This is a genomic window from Capnocytophaga bilenii (assembly GCF_017565765.1).
Lineage (GTDB): Bacteria > Bacteroidota > Bacteroidia > Flavobacteriales > Flavobacteriaceae > Capnocytophaga > Capnocytophaga bilenii.
In genome coordinates, this window is sequence record NZ_JAGDYP010000008.1 from 137,541 (window position 1) to 160,920 (window position 23,380).

Below are 23,380 nucleotides of genomic sequence, written 5' to 3' on the forward strand. Positions count from 1 at the left end.
CAGATGAAAGGAATAATAACAGGCTATAAGAATGCAATTTTGCGCTCCGACCTCCAAGTAGAAGCCGAAGCAGCACGCCGTTTAGCCATATGCCGTCGCTGCCCGCTGCACAAAGTAACATTAGGCGTAGAACGCTGCGGGCAATGCGGCTGCCCCCTCTCCGGCCTTACACGCCAAAACAGCAAAACCTGCCCCCAGTGGCAATAATACAAAGCGAACCTTGAGCGAAGGATAAGCGAATAAACAGACACCACACAATGAAAGAATTTTTAGCATTACATAACCGCACCGTAACACGCACCGAAATAGAAGCCGTGATACAAGCAGCCAAAGAGCAGCAAAATACAGCCGTGATATACCGATTATCACGCATACTCAACGCGCACCCCAGCACCAACTCATTTGTCATCAACATACGCCAATACCCCGAAACACAAGGACTTTCAGGCGCACAACACACCGGCGATTATAAAGAAGCCCTTGACAACTGCGGACGCCTCAAAAAAGGCTGGAAATTCTCTAATGGGCAAGTCGTAAAAGTAACTCCAAAAGCAAAAAAAACTCCTGATACCCCCACAGCTACTATGGCTGTAGAGGGTAAACAACTTATACCTTACACTGCCGAAAAATTTGCGAAAGATTTAGATATCAACAAGCTCGAACGTTCTTTACACTGGTTATCATTTGACCCAAAAGGGCGTGCTAAACGCGAACAAGAAAGTTATGCCAATATCATTGCTGAACTCTATAATAGCCACTTGGAACAAGCAAAACAAACAGGCGCACTCGAATCCTATAACGCTACATTTGACAAAGGCTATAGTTATATTTTAAAAAACTACCTCGAAATGGTAGGTATTCGTGCTCGAACATTTAGCACTGCTATTACAGGAGGAGGTAATATAAGCGAACGAAAAATAGCAAACAACGAAAAACTAATGCGTAGTGAACACGAAAGATTAGAAAAACACATAGAACTACAAAAAAAATTAGAAGAAAGATTAGCTAAAGTAGCTAAAAACACCCCCGTAGACCAATATGAAGAGGGGGATGTTATCAAGAGTACAGATAACAACGCGACAACAAAGCTACAGCAGAAGCTAAAAATGTTACAAGACAGAAAAACAATGTTAAAAAACGGCGTTGTAGCAGCTAAAGAGTATCAAAAAAACAAAGATATTTCAGTATTTAAACAGTACAATATTGACAGCGAAACAACAGAACAAATAATAAACCATATAGACAAAGGTGGGAAACCAACTGAAAAAGATATGTACAGCTGGTTTACAATGCCATACCTAAATAGAGATATAAAAGAAGTAGAAAACCGTATTGCAACCCTCGAAAAAAATCAAGCCAAAGGCACAGATGAAACACTTATTGAGGGTGGAAAAATAGTATATAACGGCGAGGCACAACGCTTACAAATATTCTTTGACGGCATTCCAAGTAAAGAAGTACGCGAAGCCCTCAAAGCCCACGCTTTTAAATGGGCTCCTACAGCCAAAGCGTGGCAACGTACCCTTACCGAAAATGCCAAATATGCAGTAAATCAATACCTCATAAAAACAGGTATACTAAAATTGCGTACAGCATTATCTGTACCCTCTCAAGATGACGAAATAACCTTTCTCGCCGCTGCAGGTATCGACTACCTACCCGAAGCCCCCGATGATGAACCACAAGGGCTTGGCAAACCCGTGCCCGCTGCCGACATCTACAAAATGGTAACCGACAAAGTTATCAGTATGTTCAAAAACGCCAAAATTTCCGACTATAAACGAGCTTGGAAAGACGATCAGTTTTTTATACCCCTCAATTACGACAGCAAAAAACCATATCGAGGCGTAAACCGTCTATTATTAGAAGAAAATATAGGTATAATAGGCAGCAACCCCTACTTCCTAACATTCAAACAAATCAAAAAACACGGAGGTAAACTCAAAAAAGGCTCAAAAGGCTACGAAGTAATCTATTACACATTTATCTACAGCGTACCCGCTGCACCCAACCGCAAAGCTTTTAAAACCACTGAAGTAGCCGATGTAATAGCCCATCTACAAAAATACAACTTACCCGATAGCGTAGTAAAACGAGTACCCTTATTGCGCTATTATCGAGTGTTCAACGGAAAAGATGTAGAAGGTATCGATTTCAAACTACAAGAAGTAAAAATAGGGCGTGCCGTACCCGATAGCGCTTCTGAAAACGAAGCCGCACAACTCATAGTAGAAAACTACCCCAACCCTCCCGCTATTAAGCACGGAGGCAATAAAGCGTATTATGAGAGAATTCAAGATTTGGTAAGAATGCCAAAAGTCGAGCAATTCGATAGCGTTAATGACTATTATCGTACCCTTTTCCACGAGCTTACACACTCTACACGCCACGAAAACCGCCTAAATCGCGAAAAGATTTCGTTTAGATTTGGTGATACTGGTTATGCCAAAGAAGAGTTAGTAGCCGAATTTGGAGCCGTATTCCTTAGTGCGTGGGCAGGTATTTTATGGTACAACAATAAAAACCACGCTGCCTACCTAAAAAGTTGGAACAACGCCATAAAAGAAGCCGAAAATGATAGCAAATTTATAATGCGAGCCGCAGCAGCAGCGCAAAAAGCCACCGACCATATCCTAAATTTAGACGCCAACGGTCAGCCCGCTTTCCTATCTCAATACGAAAAACCAAAAAAGAAAGAAGAGCCCAAGAGCCCCACTCCTCCCACAGCTCCCCAGCCTACCAAAAAAGCCCCTCGTGCCGCTCAATACACGGGCGTTAAAACCATACCCCTAAGCGACCTATACACCGATGAAAAACGCTTTCAAAACCGCAAAAAGCTAAACGAAGAAATCGTTAATAACATCGTACAGAACTTCAAACCAACCGACCTCGACCCCTTAGTAGTATGGTACGACAAAAAGCAAGACAAAACCTTCGTTTTGGCAGGACATCACCGCTTTGAGGCACTCAAACGCCTCAAACATAAAACCGTACCCGTAAAGTACGCTAATGAAGACTATCCCTCCGAAGCCGATGCCATACGCTACGCCAAAGAGATAAGCAACGCCAACCGTACCCTTGAAGAGCCCTACGAGCGTGCCGCTATCTATCGCAAGTACCGAGAAGAAGGCTATTCTGAAAAAGATATCAACGAAAAAGCAGCCCTTGAAGGCAAAAACCGCTCTTATATACTCAATTTATCGTGGCTCAATTCCAAAGGTGCAACGATGAGCACCCTCGTACAATTCAGCCAAACACAAAGCAAAGCCGACAAAAACGAAGCCGAGCGCATAGCCGATTGGATAGGACAAGCACGCCGCAATGCCCCTGAACTAACAGACGCACACGAAAAAGAAATGTTCGACTTCCTTACCAATAAGGAAGCCAGCAAGCGCACTACCAATAAAGCCAAATTCCTTGAATACGTACGCGCTTGCTACAACCCCTTTGAGCCTACCGAGCCGCTAAATTTGGCACGTATCAAATACCAGTCAGAGGGAGAAAAACAATACGATGAAGAAGTAGAAGAACTAAAAAGCAACATCAATAAACTACAAGGCAATATAACCGACATCAAAGACAGATTTATAAACCCTAATAATCCACAGTATATAAAACCCACTGCCCCCGATTATTTAGCAATAAAGCAAATCGCCGACAATAAAATTGCCGAGTACAACACCCAAATACAATACTATCAGAAAAAACTATTTGAAGTATATCAAAATAAAAAGAACTACATAAAGCCCACAGGGCAAATGGCATTATTCGGCAAATACCCCGAAACCGATACACAAAGATTTAAAAAAATGAAAGTAAGCGAATTGCGTACTTTTACAATGAAATATTACAATTTATATCTAAAAGGCAAAAGTGAGACTATTGAAAAGTATTTAAAAGAAGTTGTTTTTATCAATACAGCAGGACGCAAAATAGCCTACGGAGAAGCTATGTATAGTGCCAAAGCAGCTGTAATAGCACACCTTAAAACACTCATCAAAAACTCAACCTATAACAATTGGGGTAATAGAAAACAATCAGACGGTAAAGATGTTTTAGGGTATCTTAATTTCAAAAGCAAAATAACCATAGACAATAAAAAACGTCACGTACGTATTTCGTTGGTAGTATATAAAGACAGAAGAACTGAACTCAAAAATGTAGAAGTAGGCAAAAATAAAAAAGTGTCTCATTTTGCACAAGACCCAGTAGGCACCTTGCAAGACGGGCAAAATGAAACACTTTCTGCTAATACCACTGCAAAAACCGTGCCTAATTCTTTAAATCTACCCAATACACCAAATTTGGCAGCCAAAATGGCAGCCTTGCAAACGCGCAACTGGGAAACCTTTGTTATCGCCAACCCACAAATGCAACGCTTTTTAGGCGATGTAGAACTAAAAGAAAGTGAAAGTACCGTAATAACCATAGGAGGAGGCGCAGGCAGCGGAAAAACACGCTTTGCCTTTCAGTTTATCAACGCCCTGGCACAAAACTACAAAGTAGGGCATGCCAGCCTTGAAGAGCACCCCGATAGCAAACTCTATTACGACAAAGTAAAGCAGTATTTAGACCCTACCGCCATGGCAAATGTAGAAGCCCCCGAAATCAAAAACCTACAACAGCTTGACGAACTCATACAGCGCAACGAAGTAATTGTAATCGACAGCTTTGCCAAGCTACGAGAGTTAGACTCACGCTTTATGTTAGACCGAGATTTGCGCAAAAAGTACAACAGCAAATTATTTTTGCTTATATACCAGCTTACTGGCGAGGGCAAAATGCGCGGAGGCAGCGAGTCAGAATTTGACGGCGATATAATACTCCTTACCCACGTATCACCCGATTACAGAGAGAATTATATCTACCCCAAGAAAAACCGCTACAATGCCCTGCCAGCCACCCAGCTGCGTTATAGCACCTATTATCAGCAAATGCTCCCTACCGAAGACACCCTTAGCGGTATCAAGGAAGCAAGTAACAATACCTATGAAATCGTTTATTAGAAATATGAGTACAACAGTAGTAACCAATGTAGTTTCTTATCAGGTAGGTGTAGATATATTAGGCTTCCCAGTGTATCACGAGCACCTATTTACCGAAGAGCACATCACCGAATATAGCACCAAAAAACAAGGTAAAAACATAAGCAAAAACAAAAACACGCATAAAGTAATACCTTATATTTTTAGCTATATAGTAAAACAATTTTAGTAACTTAATAATTATTCAATTTATGGCAACCAAGAAAAAAAGCAGTGCTTCACGCACTACCCGCAAAGTAACCGTACCGGTAACCATTACTGTACGACTTGCTCAAAAACCAAAATCGGTAAAGAAAAGTCGCCGCAAGTAATGCAAGCTCCAGCCCCGTAAGGTTGGAGCTTTTTTTATAAGGTTGCAAACTTTTTCATCTGAAAGTTGCAACCTTTTTTCGTAGGTTGCAAACATTCTCTCTTTATGAAAGAAACACAACATACTGAAAATCAGAATGCTAAAAATAAAAAGTTGTAAGGTTGTAAAGGTTGTACGTTTTTTCAACAACTCGGAGTGCTCTAATCAGTACTAAAAAGCAAATGAAGCATTTTTAACCATATCATCGGCAAACTTATTACGGGCGGTATAGCTCTCGGTTATCTTCAAATCGTGGTGTCTTGCTTGGTCTCTTACCTTTATAGCAGGAATACCTGTATTTAGCAGGTCAGTAATACCTGTATCTTTCAATGAATAAAATTGGAACTTACTATCCAACTTATTAGCATTACGAAATTTAGCCCACTCATCAGATATTTTTTTAGGAGGAATAGGCTTACTCCCAGCTTTATAGTTATTTTGGCTAAAGAGGTAATCGCTATTGTTAGCTTTACTTAGGTGCAGTGCAAGGTCGGGCAAAAAAGCGTCTGGGATAGTTACACTTTCGGTTTTTCGGTTCTTAGAATTTTCACCGTCAATAAGAATATATCCCTGGCGTAGATGTACATCACTTACCTTTAGTTTAGTAATCTCGGTACGCCTAATAAAGCAGTAGTAAGTCAGCATACATAATACGTAATAGTGGAAATTAGTTTCCCGAAGCAATTTAACCTTCTCTTTAGCTGTAGGAGTGAGTACTTCTCGTTTTTTTTGTGTTTTAGCTTTAGCTCTTATACTTTCTGCAGGATTTGTATTTATAAAGTTTTTAGTTTTACACCAAATAAAGAAAGTATTTAGAAAACGCAAATAATTGTTGTATGTACGTGGAGTATTGTTTTTCTCAATATAGATATAGTCTAAAAAGTTCTGTATAGTATATGTATCTAATTCTATAAGGAACTTAATTGGTAGTTTTTTATCAGTAATATATTTTTTGAAGCCAGCCAAGAAAGACTTGTAAGAGCGTACCGTGTCAGGGCGTTTAACTCCGTCAGCAATTTCTTTTTCCTGCATTTTTATAAACAAGTCAGCGCAATAGTCCAACGATTTGTATTTTACATTTGTATCTTCATAGAAAGGCGACCACCCACTATCTAACTTTTGGTTTATAGTAGCAATCATCTTCTTAGCATACTTTTCTCTTTCTCTTGTAGATGATATTGGAGGAACACGCTTGCGGAAACGTTTGAACTCATTTTTTGCAGGCACTTTAGCATAAAATACCACGCGCCACTCGTTATTTTTTCCTTTTTGTAATTCAGCGGGTTTGTAATCAACGTATATGATACGTTTAGAAGTAGATTTTTCGTTATTAGGCATTTTTTTATTTAGGGCATACTCTTTTTTTTCATTATAAGAGTATGCCCTAAATTTGCCCCACACTTTTCAGTAAATTAGGCGTAGATTATTAATTTACAATCAGTTACATTGTACTCGGAGCGGGACTTGAAACACGTATTTTCAAGGCTTCCGTAAGTATCTAATTTTTAGTGTTTAACTATATGAAAAACAAACATTTAAACAGTTGTTTAGTAGTGCGTAATGATTGTATGATATTGTATGAAATTGCATATTTTCGGCTAATTTTCGGCTAAATGTCGGCTAACTTTTTGGAGGTATATTTTTTTATTTTTATCTTTGCAGTGTTTTTAAAAATAGTGGTTGTAATATGGTTATAAAATTCATCCTTCAAAGTAAAAATGATAATGCTCCTATATACGTGCGTTTAATCATTAGTAGAGAAAAAGACTACAAATGTAAAACGGGGCTATTTATAGACCCTAAAGCGTGGAGCGTGGCAAAGCAACTGCCAAAGACTACTGCAATAGAGCATAAAAATATAGCAACAGACCTGAACGACTTGCGACAATTCATTGAAAAATGTGTAAACCTATCTGACCAACGGGGCGAGGTGATTAATACACAATGGTTAAAAGACAAAGTGGATATACACTTCAAACGAATAACAGATACCGCAACGAAGCAAAGCGACCTAATCATTGAACTAATAGACTATATAATAACAAATGCTGCTACTCGTAAAAACGGACGGGGTACTTTGGGGTTATCTGTTAGCCGTGTAAAAGCATATCACACGCTTAAAAATATCTTTATAGATTACCAAAAACATACCCGCAAATACTATAGGGCGAGGGATATTAATATGCCTTTTGAAAAGCAATTTGTAAACTGGCTAATGAATAAAAGAGGGTATAAAGATAGTTATGCCTTAAAAATCATTGATAACCTGAAAGCAGTATGTAATGAGGCGCAAACGTTGGGCATTGATACAAGCCCGCAACTGCCTAAAATAGGCAAAGGAATGGCTAACAAAGAAATGCCTATTTATCTTAATACATTGGACTTAGAACGTGTGCAGGCGTGTATAATTGAAAATGAAAGTTTGAATAACGCTCGTAAGTGGTTGCTTTTGGGGTGCTTAACAGGGCAAAGAGGAGGAGACTTATTGGATATTACAGAAAGTAATTTTGTACGGCGCATTGACGGGGTGGAATGCTTACAACTGAAACAGCAAAAGACGGGCAAGGTGGTATATATTCCAATTATTGGGGTACTTCAGGATATAAATACGATAAGGGACAGCGGGCTGCCTTACAAAATATCCGTTCAAAAATTAGATAAGTATATAAAGCAGGTATGTAAATTAGCGGGTATAAAGGAACTTATTGAGCATTCAAAAGTGTGTATGGTAGATAGTGGGGGTAATATCATAGAGCAGGACGAAAGGGGTAAATATTTGAGTAATGGGGTGAAAAGAACGATTAAGGGGGTGTTTGAGAAGTGGCAGTTGGTAAGTTCGCACACGTGTAGGCGTTCGTTTGCCACGAATTTATATGGCAAATTGGAAACGGCTTATATTATGCAAATGACGGGGCATACAAAGGAAAGTACTTTTTTGGCATACATAGGTAAAACCGCAACGGACTATATAACGCAAACGGCTAAGAGGTTGCAGGACTTGGCAGCAGTACCTACTTTACAGCCTCTACGGGTACAAGGTATTAAGTAATAATGTAAAAATACAACGATATGAAAGCAAATGATATACGGAAGGAGTGGTTGTTTAAAGAACTGAAAAAAAGCCCTTTAAGAGGTTATAATGATTTGTTAGTGGCTTATTCTGACAAATTTAAACGCTCTGAAAGGACTTTTGTACGTGATTGGAAACAGGTGCAAAAGAGGTTACAGGAGTGGCAAAGGACTATTAATGAGGCTTTGCAAAATGAGGAGGTAGAACGGGGCGTTCAGGAGGCTAAAAGTGATATTATTAGCCGTGTGGAAACGTTGCGGTTACTTGCTGATATTGCAAGGGGCAAGCCGTACGATACGGACGGGGGCAGGGTATATCCTACCTTTAGCGACCAGTTGCGGGCGATTGATACCCTTGCGAGGTTGGAGGGGTGGAATGCCCCCACAAAGCAGGAGGTTAAGGGTGATTTTAGTGTTTCAGAAGTTAAGATTGTATGGGAAGAAAGCACTGAATGATATTGAATAATGTTTTTAAAAATTGTGTAGTATGAATGAAAAAGATTTTTATCGTGATTTAGAAAAAGCAAGAGGAAAATATGAATATTTAAGAGTGATAAAGACATATTCCGATGGATATGAAAAAGATTTACTAATCGCTTTAAGAGATTCTTTGTGTAGATACTTAGAATATTATATAATAAAATTTCACTACGAAATCATTGATTATTTAACAAATAATACAGAAGTAGTTAAAAAAGAATTTGATATTCTTTTTTGGGTATCAACAAATGAGACAATTAACAACTATCTTGAGGAAAAAGATTTTTATATATTATTGTCTACACACAAGGAACTAAAAGACAGAGAACACTATTTTGATTTGAAATTATTGTTAGATAATATGTTAAGTTACTTTATAAAGCCAGAAGATGAATTTATTGCTATATCACAAATAAAAGACAAATTGGGAACAATGAACTTTGAAGCGGCTGAAACGTTTATTTCAATGATAGATAAAAAAATAAGCGAACTATATGGAAAAACAGAAATGCCAACACTGGAAACTAAAATCATAATACCTACAAGTATAAGCACAAGCACTAAGATTGAAAAGGTTACTTGGAAAGGCAACGAAAGTGATTTGTTAGAGTTATTCAGGACATTAAAAGTACTTGGTAAGGTAGAGTATAATGTAGATAATGATACAGAACTATTACCTATTTTAAAGGCTACTTTTGAGGGAATTAATAGCGGTGTTACTTGGGAAGGCTCGGAGAATGAGTTTTTTGAATTATTTAAGGCTTTGAGGGAGGGTGGTTACACTGAGACACCCAAAAAAACGGATAAGCATTTATTTGAGAGTTTGGGTAATGCTATGAAACTGCATATAAAAACACTAGGAGCAATGAAGCAAAGAAACTTAACGAAACAAAATTTATTTATTGATAAAATACTAAAAATAATAACCTCAGGAACATTGAAACAGATACTACAGGAAAGTAAAAAAGAATATAAAACCTATCTATTAAAATAGTTTGTAATTAAATAACACTTACTTTTTGAGGTGTTTAGTATACGGATACATACGTGGATATGTGTCCGTATTTTTTTTGCCGTTACTCAGACCTTTGCAGCGCAAACAAATAAAAACAATCGTTAGAAAAATGGAAGCAGTACAATTTATTCAAACTACCCCAGCGCAATTGCAGGCAATGATATTGGAGGGGGTGAAGGAGGAACTCAAAGAACTAAAAAAGGAGTTTCAGCCAAAAGAGCCTATCGAGTACCTAACACGTAAGGAGGTGCAAAAAATGCTTAATATCAATATGAGTACTTTACATCATTGGACAAAGCAAGGTAAGTTGAAGGCTTATGGTATAGGAGCACGTATATACTACAAACGGCACGAGGTGGATAGTGCTTTAATACGGCTAAAATAGTGGCTAAAAACACACAAAGGGGCACGTAGCCCCCTTGTATGTGTTTTTAAAAATTGTGGTGTGTAAATTCACACGTGGCAAAGGTAAGAATATTTTTTTGAATAGCAAAAAAAACACCCTACCCGTATTTGGGTAGGGGTGTTAATAGGTTGGCAAAAAATATTGCCGATGTGGTAGTGATACATATCCCTGGCAGCCTACTCCTGAAGGCTTTCAGGCGAGGTGCATTGAGGTTGTAAGTACAACGCCCCGCACTCCACGAAATCGCCTACTTCATTTTTGATATATAAAGGCGTTGCGGTGGTAGTTTTTTCTTTTGTAGGGGTGATTAATTCCCTTACATCTACATCAAGAACGTTTGCCAACTCAATAAGCACCTTTAATGAAGGATTACCAGTAATACGAGCGTTTAATGCTTGATATGTTATGCCAAGCATATTAGCCAAATCATTTAAAGCAATACCTTTTTCTTTTGCAATCTCTTTTATTCGTAACATAGCCTTTAAATATTAGTTATTAGGGTGCAAAGATAGTAAAATAAAATTATACTTTTATATTAATCAAAAAAAATAAAAAAATAATTTGCAAAAAACTTGCGTATATAAAAATATAGTTTTATCTTTGCACCGTAAAAATAAAACAATAATTTTAAAACTATGAAATCAGTATCATTAATAAACGGTATCAGAAGTAACATATTCAGAAGGGCACACGAACTATATAAAGACTTTCGTTGGTTGTATCCTACATTCAGCGAGTGTTTAAAGACAGCGTGGCACGAGTTAAAGATACGCAGAGATAACGGGCTAAAACACAAAGGCAAAAAGGTAAAAGCATCACAAGAACGCATTGAAAAGGTAGCACGTAACATTAATGCTTTTAATACTTGTTACGACTATATAGACGGGGGCAGTACTGCTGGCTATACTTGGGGCTTTTGGAATGACTTACGAAAAAAACTATTTAAAATACTTGAGACTTTAAACAAGGTAAGTATAAAGAAAATCGTAGCACTTTGCGAGCCTTCACAAGCAAAATACTTTGGACTAATAAACTAATACAATAACCTTTAAACATAAATAAACGATGAGAATTTTCAACAAGTACAAACACAAAGACTTTGCACAAAGAGAACTAAACGAAGACCCCCTATCAGTTGTGGTATCTGATACCAGCGACTTTTACGACCTTACAGGGCATCATATTACAGTGCCCTTGTACATCATTGACGGGCTAACAAAAGCGGGCAAATTGAATAATTTTTTGCACGATATAGGGCACGAGTTATTAGATACCACGCCTTATTATACCGTGCTAAAATCACTAATGCAAGGCATTGAACTATCATACACAGACAAAGTGCTATTTTTATCAATGGTGACTAAAATTTGGGATTGGAACGAGCGTTTTTCAAAAGTTTTTGAAGAGCCCAATTTATTCCCTAATTATTCACTGATTGGGCACGTTATGGGGCTGCAAGTGATATTATGTAAGTACGATAAAACAGAGACAGACGAATTTTTTAATTTGGTATATCACTTTCTTTGTGGTGATATAGATACCCCTACTTTTTTCACTGAATGCGATAATCTTAAAAACCAATAAGCAATGGCACACGAAATTATAATACATTCGTTTAACAAGTTGGATACCTCTGACAAATTTAAAGAGGTGAAGCATTTTGAGCGTTTTTGGATAAGTGGTAACGAGGCAAAGACACGTATTAAAGAGTGTGCTAATATATCACTACAAAGGCACTTTAACAAGTCGCAAGGTGTTTATTTTTGGTATAAAGGGGCTTCAATAAATAATGGCAAACGTGGCAAATGGAGCGACCCGATTACGGGGCTATACCCTACCAATAATAGCCTAATTTATTATGGTGATATATCAGAAAAGCAGGCAAACGGATACACCCGCAAAGTGTCGTTTTTGTTTTTCGTGTTTAAGTATGATAACAGTAGAATGGTAATTTTTGAGTACCCTAACTATTACCCACCCACTAACGAGGTAAGCGACTTTATTAGCAGGCAAATAGGGTACATAAAAAAGAAGTTAGGGCTATGATTGATTATTTTAAGGCATTTATCAATTACCGCAACGATACCCGCTTTAAAGAACTGAAAGAGGCGGGTACGTTTGCGGTTGCGGTTGAGACTACCGACACGGGCACGGGCGAGGTAAAAGAGGCGTATTTGTACAAAAATATGACTATCACCCCAACGGGCACGGGCTTTGTGCTTGCTGGTAGTTTGCACAAGTACAGAAGCATTATCAAAGGTATTGCTACCCAAAAGCAAATAGATAAGCACAAGGGCTACAATGGTGATTTATTCACCTTGCAGGATATTACGGACACGATTACATACCTTTGCGGGGTGCTTGATATTAGCCCGCATATTTGCACCTTGCAAAATATTGAAATAGGTGTTAATAACGTGGTTACCTTTGCACCCTTTGATTTTCTCAAAGGGGTACTATATCACCGCAACGATTACAGCCCTACCATAAAGCATGGGGGTAATTACATTCAGTTTGAGCACGCTCAATATTACATTAAACTTTATAACAAGGGTAGGCAGTACGAACTACCTAACGAGGTGATAAGGGTAGAAATTAAGGTAATGAAAATGCAAAAACTAATTGAGGCTGGTATAAACATTAGCACCCTTGCTGATATTAACGAAACCACCCTGAAGCAGGCATTTGATTTGCTTTATAACGAGTTTAACGAGGTGATTTATTATGACGGTAGTATAAACACAGAGGGGCTAACAGAGGCAAAGCAGCGCAAAGTGTTAGAGTACCAAAATAAAACCTTTTGGGAGGGACTAACATATAAGCAACGATATAAAGAAAGAGACCGTTTAAGCAGCCTAATTGAAAAGCGTTCGGATAACTATAAGGGGCAAATACAACGGCAAATGATAGCGGGCTACAATGCCACGATTGAGGGCAAAGCGGGTGATTATACACTACCAGCAGCACCGCAACCAACGGGGACAAATCAGGAGGCAAAAAGTACCCCTAAAAACCAAAAAGAGGGTATAAACTTACCGACCTATCAGGATACCCTTGAAAACCAAAAAGAGGGTATAAACTTACCGACCTATCACGATACCTCTGAAAACCAAAAAGAGGGTATAAACTTACCCTTTAAGTATAGTGTAAGAACGTACCCAAAAGGGGTAAAAAAAGAGGGTGAAAATTCAGACTTAAAAGTTACTGAAAAAACACCTCAAAAAGAGGGTAAAAACGAGGTAGCAAATTTGGATAAAAAATTGCCTCAAAAAACAGACCTTAAACCGTTATCAAAAGACTACCCCCGCAAGTGTGTTATAACGGGTATAAGTTTAGAGTTAGAGAAGTCAGGGGCACGTTACATACAGACAAAGACGATTAGGCGAGTAAAAGAGACGGACGGGCATTTATATTCATTGCTTTGTAGTTTGTTATTACCACGTACGGGTGTAGTCCCAGTTTTTGAAAGCAATATAATAAACCAATTAGCAAAGCAGGTACGCAACAGATATTATAACAAGTCCTACCTTACAAGGGCTATAATGCAGGGTAGTGATTTACACAATCAGTTATTTTTAGATTTATAAACATTCAAAAAACGATTAAATTTGCACCTACACAGTCAAAAGTTAGAACTTAAAAAGCACGTAACAACCCTCAAAAACAAACGGAAATGGCTCAATTTTTAACTTTCACCTGTTTGGTGATACACTTACACCTTAAAGAATAAAATAGCGAAAATTCACCTACTTATTTTCATTGTATATTTTATGTTTTATGTTTTTACCCTTGTTCAGATTTGAGCAGGGGTATTTTTTTAGCCGTATTTTGGACTTTTTCAAGGCTTCATTTATAACTTAAATAAAATGCTTGTTATTGATTGTTTTACAATTGGTTGCGGTTGCATTTACAAGGGGGTAAATAGGCAAAATCAGCAGCCTATAAACGATATTTTGGGAATTATATTAGACACAAATTAGCCTTTTGGTTGTAGTGTGCGCATATAACATCAGACAAAGTGGTGTTAAGCAAGTTACCAGCAAATTAAAATATTACTTATAATCAATCAGTTAGAAACCAAAAAGGCGTGATTTGCGATAAACCACGCAAATAAGCAAGGCGCAAACTTGCTTAACCGTGCTTAAAGCAAATGGTTTTTTTGATTTTATGCGCCTTTATAAAAAGAGGCTTCCAAAAAATTTTGGAAACCTCCTAAATGATAAACACACCTCAAAAGGTTGCAACCTATCAGGGCAAAAGGTTGTAAGTTGTAACCTAACAGCAGCCAAAAGCAAGGAACTAACATCAGGGCCACACAAAAGGTGCTTTTTATAACTTTTGATATAGTTGGATGTGATTAGCATTCAATGTTTTTCAATATACCCCGCTGGTAGGCATTTTAGCCTTTTGTCAGTAGATATGCAGCAGGTGTTAGTAATTTTCATAAAAGCGGTATTATCCGCTTTTATAAAAAGAGTGTGGTAATGATGTGGTAAAATGGGGTGAAATAATTCAGTAGATATTCAGTAAATGACAGTATTTAGAATTAAGTAAAACAATAAAAACAATATAACACAAGGCGACCACGAACCACGAAGGGCAAAATATCATTTTCGTATCACCACGAAAAAGGTAAGGGCTAACAGCAGCAACCAAAAAGATAGTTTTTTGAAAGTTTTCGGCTAAATGTCGGCTAAATTAGCCTATAAAAAAATACAACCCTTTGAATTTCAAAAGGTTGTATTTAAAAGTCGTACTCGGAGCGGGACTTGAACCCGCACAGGCATTGCTGCCCACTGGATTTTAAGTCCAGCGTGTCTACCGATTCCACCATCCGAGCCTATAGACATAAAAAAAGAGCGAAAAACGGGGTTCGAACCCGCGACCTCAACCTTGGCAAGGTTGCGCTCTACCAACTGAGCTATTTTCGCTTTTTGTATCTTCAATAAAATTGCATCTGATTTATCCCTCATTTGCGGTTGCAAAGGTACTACTTTTTTTATTTCCTGCAAATTTTTTACGAACTTTTTTTCATATTTTTTTTATCAAAAATCGTAACTTACATTCTTTCAGGAACTTGTATTCCTAACATTTTAAATGCTTCTGCTATTATTTCGCTTATTTTTCTGCATAAAGCTACCCTAAAATCTAACTTTACAGGGTCTTGTTCTCCCAAAATGGATACATTTTGATAAAATGAATTGAAATCTTTTACTAAATCATATACATAATTAGCTACTAAAGCAGGACTGTAATTATCGGCGGCATCTTGTACTACTGCAGGAAACTGACCTATACTCCTCAGTAATGTCTTTTCTTTTTCGTGTAATTCGGTAGGCAAATTTGTTACTTGGGGTTTGCCTATGGCTACTTCATTGTACTTGCGCAAAATAGACCTGATACGAGCATAGGTATATTGCACAAAAGGTCCTGTATTTCCTTGAAAATCGATAGATTCTTTAGGGTCAAATAAAATGCGTTTTTTAGGATCTACCTTTAGTATATAGTATTTCAAAGCTCCTAAGCCGATTGTGCGATACAATTCTTCTTTTTGCTCTTCAGTATAGCCATCGAGCTTGCCAAGTTCTTGCGAAATCTCTTTGGCAGTTTGTTGCATTTCACTTATCAAATCATCGGCATCTACTACAGTACCTTCACGACTTTTCATCTTGCCGCTAGGTAGGTCTACCATTCCGTAGCTGAGGTGATATAGCTTGCTTGCCCAATCATAACCTAATTTTTTCAGGATAAGGAACAATACTTTGAAGTGATAATCCTGCTCATTACCAACTGTATAAACCATTCCTTTTACATCAGGATAGTCTTTTACGCGCTGGGTAGCTGTACCCATATCTTGGGTGATGTACACTGATGTACCGTCTGAACGAAGTACTAATTTCTCATCAAGCCCATCAGCGGTGAGGTCGCACCATACAGAACCATCTTCTTTTTTGAAGAACACGCCTTTAGCTAAGCCTTGCTCTACGATGTCTTTTCCTAATAAATAGGTATTGCTCTCGTAGTAATTAGAGTCAAAATCTACGCCTAAATTCTTATATGTAACCCCAAAACCATCATATACCCAGCTATTCATCTTTTTCCAAAGTGCTAATACTTGGGCATCACCAGCTTCCCATTTGCGTAGCAATTCTTGAGCTTCAAGGAATATAGGAGCTTGCTTTTCAGCCTCTTCTTTGGTTTTTCCTTCGGCTATCAATTGCTCTATTTCGGTTTTATAAGCTTTATCAAAAGCTACATAGTAGTTTCCTACTAATTTATCGCCTTTTAGCCCTGTACTTTCGGGTGTTTCGCCGTTGCCAAAACGCTGCCAAGCAATCATCGATTTGCAGATATGTATTCCTCGGTCGTTGATAATTTGGGTTTTGTACACCTTGTGCCCAGCTGCTTTGAGTATTTCGGCTACTGAATAGCCCAAAAGGTTATTGCGTATGTGCCCCAAATGTAATGGTTTATTGGTATTGGGTGATGAATATTCTACCAAAAGTGCCTCTTTGCTATTGGGAGCAGCCAAACCATACTGAGGATTATCTTTTATATCATTCAAAAAATTGATATAATAACTATCGGCTATTACAAGGTTTAAAAATCCTTTTATTACGTTGAAATCGCACACTAAATTTGGTGCGCTCTGTTTTATATGGGCTCCTATTGCCTCCCCTATTTGCTGTGGATTGCCTTTTACTTGTCGTAACATTGGAAAAATAACAATGGTCATATCACCTACAAAATCTTTTTTTGTAAGCTGAATTTCAACATTTTCTAAAGTTACTCCGTATAGTGTTTCTACAGCTTTTACTGCATATTCTTTTAATGTATCTTGTAATTTCATCTTTTCAATTTTTAGCTAAGAAAGCGCAAAGATAATAAATTAATCTGTTATTTTGGCAGTATTATTACCTGCTGTGCGAATTTTCCCTTAATTTTTCGGCATATTCAGCTATTACTTGTTTATCAAAATAAGGTTCTTCGTCTATATGTAGTAGCACAGGCAGTTGGGTTTTGTGTAGTATAAATGACTCGGTTGAGGGATTTGGCGTACCACTGAATACTATACCGTGTATATTTAAACCTCTGTTTTTCAGTGCTTCGTAGGTAAGCAATGTATGGTTGATACTGCCTAAATAGTGTCGTGATACTAATACAATTTTATCGGTAGGCAAAAGGAGGTCAATCATTGTATCGTCTTCGTTTAGCGGCACAAAAAGTCCGCCAGCAGCTTCTATTACCAAATGGTTATCGGTTTTTGGGCGCACGATATTGGCGAGGTCTATACGAATACCATCTATGGCAGCCGATAGGTGCGGACTTGCGGGAGTATTGAGTGCGTAGCTATTGGGGTGGAAAACAGTGTGCTGATTAGAAATCAGTTTTCGCACTTTGTCGGTGTCAGAATTGTGTAAATCACCTGATTGCACAGGCTTCCAATAGTCGGCATTAAAGGCTTCGGTAAAAATAGCCGAAACAATAGTTTTTCCTACTTCGGTAGAAATACCTACTACAAAATAAGTGTCTTTCATAGTTAATGTTAGTTTTAGGCTGCAAAGATACAAAATAATGATTAATTCGCCGACTTTCTTTCGGTGCTTTATCCTTCGTCACATACTCGGCTGTGCCAGCTCGCCGACTTTCCTTCGCTCAACCTTCGCTTATCCTTCGCTTATCCTTCGCTCAACCTTCGGTGAGAGTATACAATGGGATTTGTGGTCATTAAACATTATTTTGTATCTTTGCAGTAAAAATTAAATAGGCGTATATGAAACAAATATTTACAGCTATTTTATTAAATTGCTTTTTTTTAGGGTTTTCAAATGATTTTATGATAAAAGGAAAAACTGTTCAACACGGAAACCCTGTACACAATGTAGAAGTAGTTTTATACAGCTCAAATTCCGTTGCCTTAAAGAGCACTCTTACAGATGTGAATGGCGTTTTCAGTATATATGCTCAAGAAGGTGATTATACTATTGAATTTAGGCAATTGGGTATTGTGTTTCTGAGGAAGCTTATAAAAGTAGATAAAGACATTAACTTGAGTGAGATAGAAATAAACACCACTCAGCAGCTCAAAGAAGTAGTAGTTTCAGGCAAAAAGCAAGTGTTAGAGCAAAAAACTGACCGACTGGTGTTTAACGTTGAGAACTCAGTGATGGCAAGCTCTGGCACTATGCTCGACGCCCTAAAAGCCACCCCCTCATTGGTAGTGGATAACGACAAGATAAGCGTCATCGGCAAAAGCACTATGCGGGTGATGATCAATGACCGCCTTGTGCAGATGAGCGGTTCAGAACTACAAACTTACCTCAGCAGTCTTTCCGCCACCGACATCAAAAGTATAGAGGTAATTACCACTCCACCCGCTAAATATGATGCTGAGGGCAAGGGCGGACTTGTCAATATAGTACTAAAAAAGAAGTTATCAGATTCGTGGAACGACCAACTCTGGGCGCGCTACTCGCAAGCTACCTACGCCTTACTGAGTGTAGGGAATACCTTTAATTTTAAACAGGGTAAATGGAACTTAAGTGCTTCGTTTAATGGAACTGTAGGAGATATAGGAGCTGTAATTACTTCTGAGCAGTTTTATCCTACAGAAAACTGGAGAGAACGCAAAAGAGCTAAATTAAAAAACGATAATATTTCAGGGCGTTTTGGGGTAGACTATGAGCTAACAGAGAAAGCAAGCATAGGAGGCATTTATTCAGGCTACTACCTTAAAAATAAAGAAGAGGATTGGGGGGTGACTGCTATTAGCCACAATAGTTATCCTTTAGGAACTATGAATAATAAAGGGGTAGAGGATAAAAACAATTCAAATCACGCTATGAACTTACATTATATTCAAGAATTGGATACTTTAGGAAGAAAACTCATTGTAGAAGCGGATTATTTTACCTATAACACCAACTCAGATAAGGATTTTAGTTCTTTTAGAATAGGTAATCGCATCAATTCATACCATACGCTGAACCTCAGTGAGCGCAATATTAATAATTACAGTGCAAAAGTAGATATGGAGCATCCATTTCAGTGGATTAAACTGTCATACGGAGCAAAATACGCATACACAAAAACATTCAATAGCTTGAAATACTATGATTTACTCACTACACCGCCTACTTATTTGGCTATGTCAAGTAATGCTTTTGATTATAAAGAGTCGATACAAGCACTATATATCAATGCTGAAAAGGCTCTTTCTGAGCGTTGGCAATTGCAGGCAGGATTACGCTTAGAGCGCACTATTACTGAGGGTACGCAGCAAGCTACAGGACAACACAATAAACGAGATTATACTCAGCTATTCCCTACCCTATATTTTAATTACGCAGCCAATGAGGATAATGAATTTAATTTTGGCTATAATAGAAGGTTAGAAAGACCTGCCTTTTGGGAACTTAATCCCTTTCGTATGTACATCAACGCTTATGCCTCAGAAGAAGGAAACCCTGATTTGCTCCCTGAAATTAGCAATAAGCTTGAGGTGAAGCATATTTATAAAAGGAAGTTCATAAGTGAATTTTTCTTTTCCTTAGATGAAGATGGTTCTGGACAATATGGGCGTGCCGATATTCTTACACAAGAACAACGTACACTCAGAGGCAATTATTATAAAAATTACACCTATGGTTGGAAAGAAACCCTCTTATGGCAAATAACACCTTGGTGGAATACTACTAATATGATAACTTTGTACACTTACGATGGAAGGTATTCCAATGGTTTTGATGCTTATACGGTAGGTACAGAATTTGTAAGCGGTTGGAATTTTCAGTTTTACACTCAACATAGTTTTACGCTCAATAAAGCAAAAACCTTGCGAGCAGAATTAACGACAGTGTGCAATAGTCCGCAAAATAATCTTATCTATAAAACAAATACCTACACTTTTGTAAATGCAGGCTTGAAAGCATCATTGCTTAATAATAAACTGAAACTTACACTTACCATTAGAGACATCTTTGATGATGCAACCCCTTATAAGATAGGATATTCAGGAGAAATGAAGCAAATATACCACGTTAATTTTGATAGCAGGCAATTCCAATTTGGGTTGAGTTATAATTTTGGCAATAATAAGGTACGTGTACGTCAAAAGGAGTTTAGTAACCAAGAGGAACAAGACAGGAGTTAGGTTGTATCTGTTACGTCCTAAAAAAGGTTTACAGTTATTTTGTCAGTTTGATTAACATTTTTTACTACTAATAAAGTTCAATTTTGTAAGCAAATTATTATCTTTGCAGCAAATTAGAAATTAGAAAAAGTAATTTAAACAAATGAACTACGTAGAATACGATTTCACTATTACTCCGACAAGTGAAACTGCTGCTGAAATATTGGTGGCTGAACTTGCCGAAGTGGGCTTTGAAAGTTTTGTAGATACCGAAAGGGGGCTATTGGCTTATGTGCAAGAACCTCTTTGGCATAAGGATATTCTAAATGATATATACTTACTGCAAAACTCTGATTATCACATTACTTATAGCTATAAAACTATACAGCAGGTAAATTGGAACGAGGAATGGGAAAAGAATTTTAGTCCAATTACGGTGGGCGACCTTTGTACGGTGCGGGCTACCTTCCACGAGGCTGCCAATACTCCTTACGAAATTATTATAGACCCTAAAATGAGCTTCGGCACAGGACACCACGAAACTACATATATGATGCTGCAATTTTTGCTAAAAGAAGACCTTAGCCATAAAAAAGTGCTGGATATGGGATGCGGAACGAGTGTGCTGGCTATTATGGCTGAAAAACGAGGGGCTACCGATGTTACGGCTATTGATATAGACGAATGGTGTGTGGAAAATTCTGCTGAAAATATAGCTCGCAATGCGTGTAAGCATATACAAGTGCTTTTGGGCGATGCAAGTGCGCTCGCACAATTCAATCATTTTGATTTTATTATTGCAAATATCAACCGCAATATTCTCCTTTCGGATATACCTTTGTATAGCAATGTTTTGGCTGATGAGGGCATTTTATTGCTCAGTGGTTTTTACGAAAGTGATATGCCTGCTATTGTAGAAAAAGCTAAGGAGTGTGGTTTATCGTTTGTTGAGAATATAGAACGCAACAACTGGGTGGCTGTAAAGCTGAAAAAAACAAAATAAATGGGTACTTTTGCTGATAAAATTATTGATTTTAACACTCACCTAAATTACGAAGATGCGCTTCCTGAAGGATTTGCGGTGCTAAATCCTTATGTGGATAACCCTGAAGCTGTACGGGTAATGGAGCTTTTTTACCGAAAGTTTTATAATGACAACCACAAGCGTTATTTTATTATTGGTATCAACCCCAGCAGGCACGGAGCGGGGGTTACGGGAGTACCTTTTACTGATACAAAACATTTGGCATCGGATTGTGGTATTGTGATGCAAAACGCTCATACACACGAGGTTTCTTCGGTTTTTATGTATGATATGATACAGCAATACGGAGGGACTGCTTCTTTTTACCATAAATTTTATATCAATTCGCCTTTTCCGCTGGCTATTATACGACAAACAGCACCTAACAAGTGGGTAAACGCTAATTATTACGATGATATGGCTCTTTTTGAGAGTATAAAAGGCTATATGTGTGCTATTTTACAGAAAAATATAGCAATGGGTGTATTTACCGAAAAGGTTTTTGTGTTGGGAAAGAAAAATGCTACTTTCCTTGAAAAGCTAAATAAAGAAGTAGGTTTATTTGATGAGATGGTGGTTTTGGAGCATCCGCGTTATATACAACAATATAAATCAAAAGAAAAACAACTGTATATAGATAAATTCTTAAAAAGTTTTTGCGATATATTGTAATTTGATGATTATTTAGTATCTTTGCCATTGAATTGAAAACACTTTTGAAAAACACTAATATACAATGAAAAAATATACTGATACGGGCAAGAAAGATACCCGTAGTGGTTTTGGGGCTGGGCTTGCAGAACTGGGGCGTAAAAACCCTAATGTGGTGGCATTGTGTGCTGACCTGATTGGCTCACTGAAAATGGAAAAATTTATTGAGGAGAATCCTACTCGTTTTTTCCAAGTGGGTATTGCTGAAGCTAATATGATGGGTATTGCTGCTGGACTTACTATCGGTGGAAAAATACCTTTTACTGGTACTTTTGCTGCCTTCTCTACAGGACGTGTGTATGACCAAATACGACAATCAATTGCTTATTCGAATAAAAATGTAAAAGTTTGTGCCTCACACGCAGGACTTACTTTGGGCGAAGATGGGGCTACTCATCAAATATTAGAAGATATTGGACTGATGAAAATGTTGCCTAATATGGTGGTTATCAACCCTTGCGACTACAACCAAACCAAAGCTGCTACTATAGCTGTCGCTGATTATCAGGGACCTGTATACTTGCGATTTGGTCGCCCTGCTGTTGCTAACTTTACTCCCGAAGACCAATCATTTGAGATAGGAAAAGGTTTTTTACTGAATGAAGGTAGTGATGTAACTATCGTAGCTACAGGACATTTGGTGTGGGAAGCCCTATTGGCTTGCGAAGAATTGGAGCAAAAGGGCATTTCGGCAGAGGTAATCAATATTCATACTATCAAGCCTTTAGATGAGGAAATTATCTTGAAATCGGTGCGAAAAACTAAGGCTATTGTTACTTGTGAAGAGCATAATTACTACGGTGGTTTGGGCGAAAGTGTCGCTCGTGTGCTCACTCAGCACTATCCTGTACGTCAAGAGTTTGTAGCTGTGAATGATACTTTTGGAGAAAGTGGTACTCCAGCACAATTGATGCAAAAATACGGCTTGGACAAAAATGGTATTTTAAAAGCTGTAGAAAGGGTGATGGCTAATGGCTAGTACGTTATTAGCATGTTGAAAATTATTACTGTATAATATAAAAAAGAGGCTGTCCGAAAAGTTTTGTTTAAACTTTTAAAGACAGCCTTCTTTTTTAAGATTTTATTTTATATTTTCTAAAATATTCAAGATTTTGGATTCTTAAGCAGCTTGTAAAAGGTAAGAAAATA

18 protein-coding genes and 2 tRNA genes are annotated in these 23,380 nt (G+C 37.8%); 14 read left to right on the top strand and 6 right to left on the bottom strand.

Annotated elements, in window-relative coordinates:
• Nucleotides 1-257 precede the first annotated feature (257 nt).
• Complete coding sequence (locus tag J4N46_RS10640; RefSeq protein WP_208059271.1) at nt 258-5,006, top strand: zincin-like metallopeptidase domain-containing protein; 4,749 nt, start codon at nt 258-260, stop codon at nt 5,004-5,006.
• A gap of 4 nt (nt 5,007-5,010) precedes the next feature.
• Nucleotides 5,011-5,214 (top strand): glutamyl-tRNA amidotransferase, encoded by a 204-nt coding sequence (locus tag J4N46_RS10645; protein WP_208059272.1) that lies wholly within the window; start codon nt 5,011-5,013, stop codon nt 5,212-5,214.
• Nucleotides 5,215-5,565: 351 nt separating this feature from the next.
• Here J4N46_RS10645 and J4N46_RS10650 read toward each other — a convergent pair whose 3' ends face one another.
• Nucleotides 5,566-6,732 carry a tyrosine-type recombinase/integrase gene (locus J4N46_RS10650; RefSeq protein ID WP_208059273.1) on the bottom strand — a complete coding sequence of 389 codons (1,167 nt, stop codon included), beginning with the start codon at nt 6,730-6,732 and terminating at the stop codon, nt 5,566-5,568.
• A 349-nt stretch (nt 6,733-7,081) separates the two neighbouring features.
• Between J4N46_RS10650 and J4N46_RS10655 the strand changes: the two genes are divergently transcribed.
• The 4 genes from J4N46_RS10655 (at nt 7,082) to J4N46_RS10670 (ending at nt 10,343) form a co-directional block, all read left to right on the top strand.
• Nucleotides 7,082-8,443: a phage integrase SAM-like domain-containing protein gene (locus J4N46_RS10655; protein ID WP_208059274.1), complete on the top strand. Its 1,362-nt coding sequence runs from the start codon at nt 7,082-7,084 to the stop codon at nt 8,441-8,443.
• Nucleotides 8,444-8,463: 20 nt separating this feature from the next.
• Nucleotides 8,464-8,919 carry a hypothetical protein gene (locus J4N46_RS10660; protein WP_208059275.1) on the top strand — a complete coding sequence of 152 codons (456 nt, stop codon included), beginning with the start codon at nt 8,464-8,466 and terminating at the stop codon, nt 8,917-8,919.
• 31 nt (nt 8,920-8,950) lie between these two features.
• A complete protein-coding gene (locus J4N46_RS10665; protein ID WP_208059276.1) occupies nt 8,951-9,937 on the top strand; it encodes a hypothetical protein in 987 nt (328 codons plus the stop codon).
• Nucleotides 9,938-10,067: 130 nt separating this feature from the next.
• Nucleotides 10,068-10,343, top strand: a complete 276-nt coding sequence (locus J4N46_RS10670) for a helix-turn-helix domain-containing protein (RefSeq protein ID WP_208059277.1) — start codon at nt 10,068-10,070, stop codon at nt 10,341-10,343.
• 197 nt (nt 10,344-10,540) lie between these two features.
• Here J4N46_RS10670 and J4N46_RS10675 read toward each other — a convergent pair whose 3' ends face one another.
• Nucleotides 10,541-10,840, bottom strand: coding sequence for a helix-turn-helix domain-containing protein (locus tag J4N46_RS10675; RefSeq protein ID WP_208059278.1), 300 nt, complete (start codon nt 10,838-10,840; stop codon nt 10,541-10,543).
• A gap of 159 nt (nt 10,841-10,999) precedes the next feature.
• Between J4N46_RS10675 and J4N46_RS10680 the strand changes: the two genes are divergently transcribed.
• From J4N46_RS10680 to J4N46_RS10695, 4 genes are read left to right on the top strand one after another with little or no spacing between them, the layout of a single operon-like run.
• Nucleotides 11,000-11,401, top strand: coding sequence for a hypothetical protein (locus J4N46_RS10680; RefSeq protein WP_236013951.1), 402 nt, complete (start codon nt 11,000-11,002; stop codon nt 11,399-11,401).
• Nucleotides 11,402-11,429: 28 nt separating this feature from the next.
• Nucleotides 11,430-11,948 (top strand): hypothetical protein, encoded by a 519-nt coding sequence (locus J4N46_RS10685; protein WP_208059279.1) that lies wholly within the window; start codon nt 11,430-11,432, stop codon nt 11,946-11,948.
• A gap of 3 nt (nt 11,949-11,951) precedes the next feature.
• Entirely contained in the window at nt 11,952-12,410 is a 459-nt protein-coding gene (locus J4N46_RS10690; RefSeq protein WP_208059280.1) for a hypothetical protein, read from the top strand.
• Nucleotides 12,407-13,951 (top strand): hypothetical protein, encoded by a 1,545-nt coding sequence (locus J4N46_RS10695; RefSeq protein WP_208059281.1) that lies wholly within the window; start codon nt 12,407-12,409, stop codon nt 13,949-13,951. Before J4N46_RS10690 ends, J4N46_RS10695 begins: the two co-directional genes overlap by 4 nt.
• Nucleotides 13,952-15,118: 1,167 nt before the next feature.
• Here the strand turns inward: J4N46_RS10695 and J4N46_RS10700 are convergent.
• The 4 genes from J4N46_RS10700 to bioD all read right to left on the bottom strand — a co-directional run bounded on the left by J4N46_RS10700 (nt 15,119) and on the right by bioD (nt 17,902).
• Nucleotides 15,119-15,204, bottom strand: a tRNA-Leu gene (locus J4N46_RS10700).
• Nucleotides 15,205-15,222: 18 nt separating this feature from the next.
• Nucleotides 15,223-15,295, bottom strand: a tRNA-Gly gene (locus J4N46_RS10705).
• A 128-nt stretch (nt 15,296-15,423) separates the two neighbouring features.
• Complete coding sequence (gene argS / locus J4N46_RS10710) at nt 15,424-17,214, bottom strand: arginine--tRNA ligase (RefSeq protein WP_208059282.1); 1,791 nt, start codon at nt 17,212-17,214, stop codon at nt 15,424-15,426.
• 64 nt (nt 17,215-17,278) lie between these two features.
• Nucleotides 17,279-17,902, bottom strand: coding sequence for a dethiobiotin synthase (gene bioD, locus J4N46_RS10715; protein WP_208059283.1), 624 nt, complete (start codon nt 17,900-17,902; stop codon nt 17,279-17,281).
• A gap of 236 nt (nt 17,903-18,138) precedes the next feature.
• Here bioD and J4N46_RS10720 point away from each other — a divergent pair, with 236 nt between their 5' ends.
• The 4 genes from J4N46_RS10720 to J4N46_RS10735 all read left to right on the top strand — a co-directional run bounded on the left by J4N46_RS10720 (nt 18,139) and on the right by J4N46_RS10735 (nt 23,210).
• On the top strand, nt 18,139-20,517 hold the full coding sequence (locus tag J4N46_RS10720; protein ID WP_009415566.1) for a TonB-dependent receptor domain-containing protein: 2,379 nt from the start codon (nt 18,139-18,141) through the stop codon (nt 20,515-20,517).
• 142 nt (nt 20,518-20,659) lie between these two features.
• Nucleotides 20,660-21,499: a 50S ribosomal protein L11 methyltransferase gene (gene prmA / locus J4N46_RS10725; protein WP_208059284.1), complete on the top strand. Its 840-nt coding sequence runs from the start codon at nt 20,660-20,662 to the stop codon at nt 21,497-21,499.
• A complete protein-coding gene (locus tag J4N46_RS10730; protein WP_208059285.1) occupies nt 21,500-22,192 on the top strand; it encodes an SMUG2 DNA glycosylase family protein in 693 nt (230 codons plus the stop codon). It begins immediately after the preceding gene.
• Between the two features lie 64 nt (nt 22,193-22,256).
• Nucleotides 22,257-23,210 carry a transketolase family protein gene (locus tag J4N46_RS10735; RefSeq protein ID WP_208059286.1) on the top strand — a complete coding sequence of 318 codons (954 nt, stop codon included), beginning with the start codon at nt 22,257-22,259 and terminating at the stop codon, nt 23,208-23,210.
• Nucleotides 23,211-23,380: the final 170 nt, after the last annotated feature.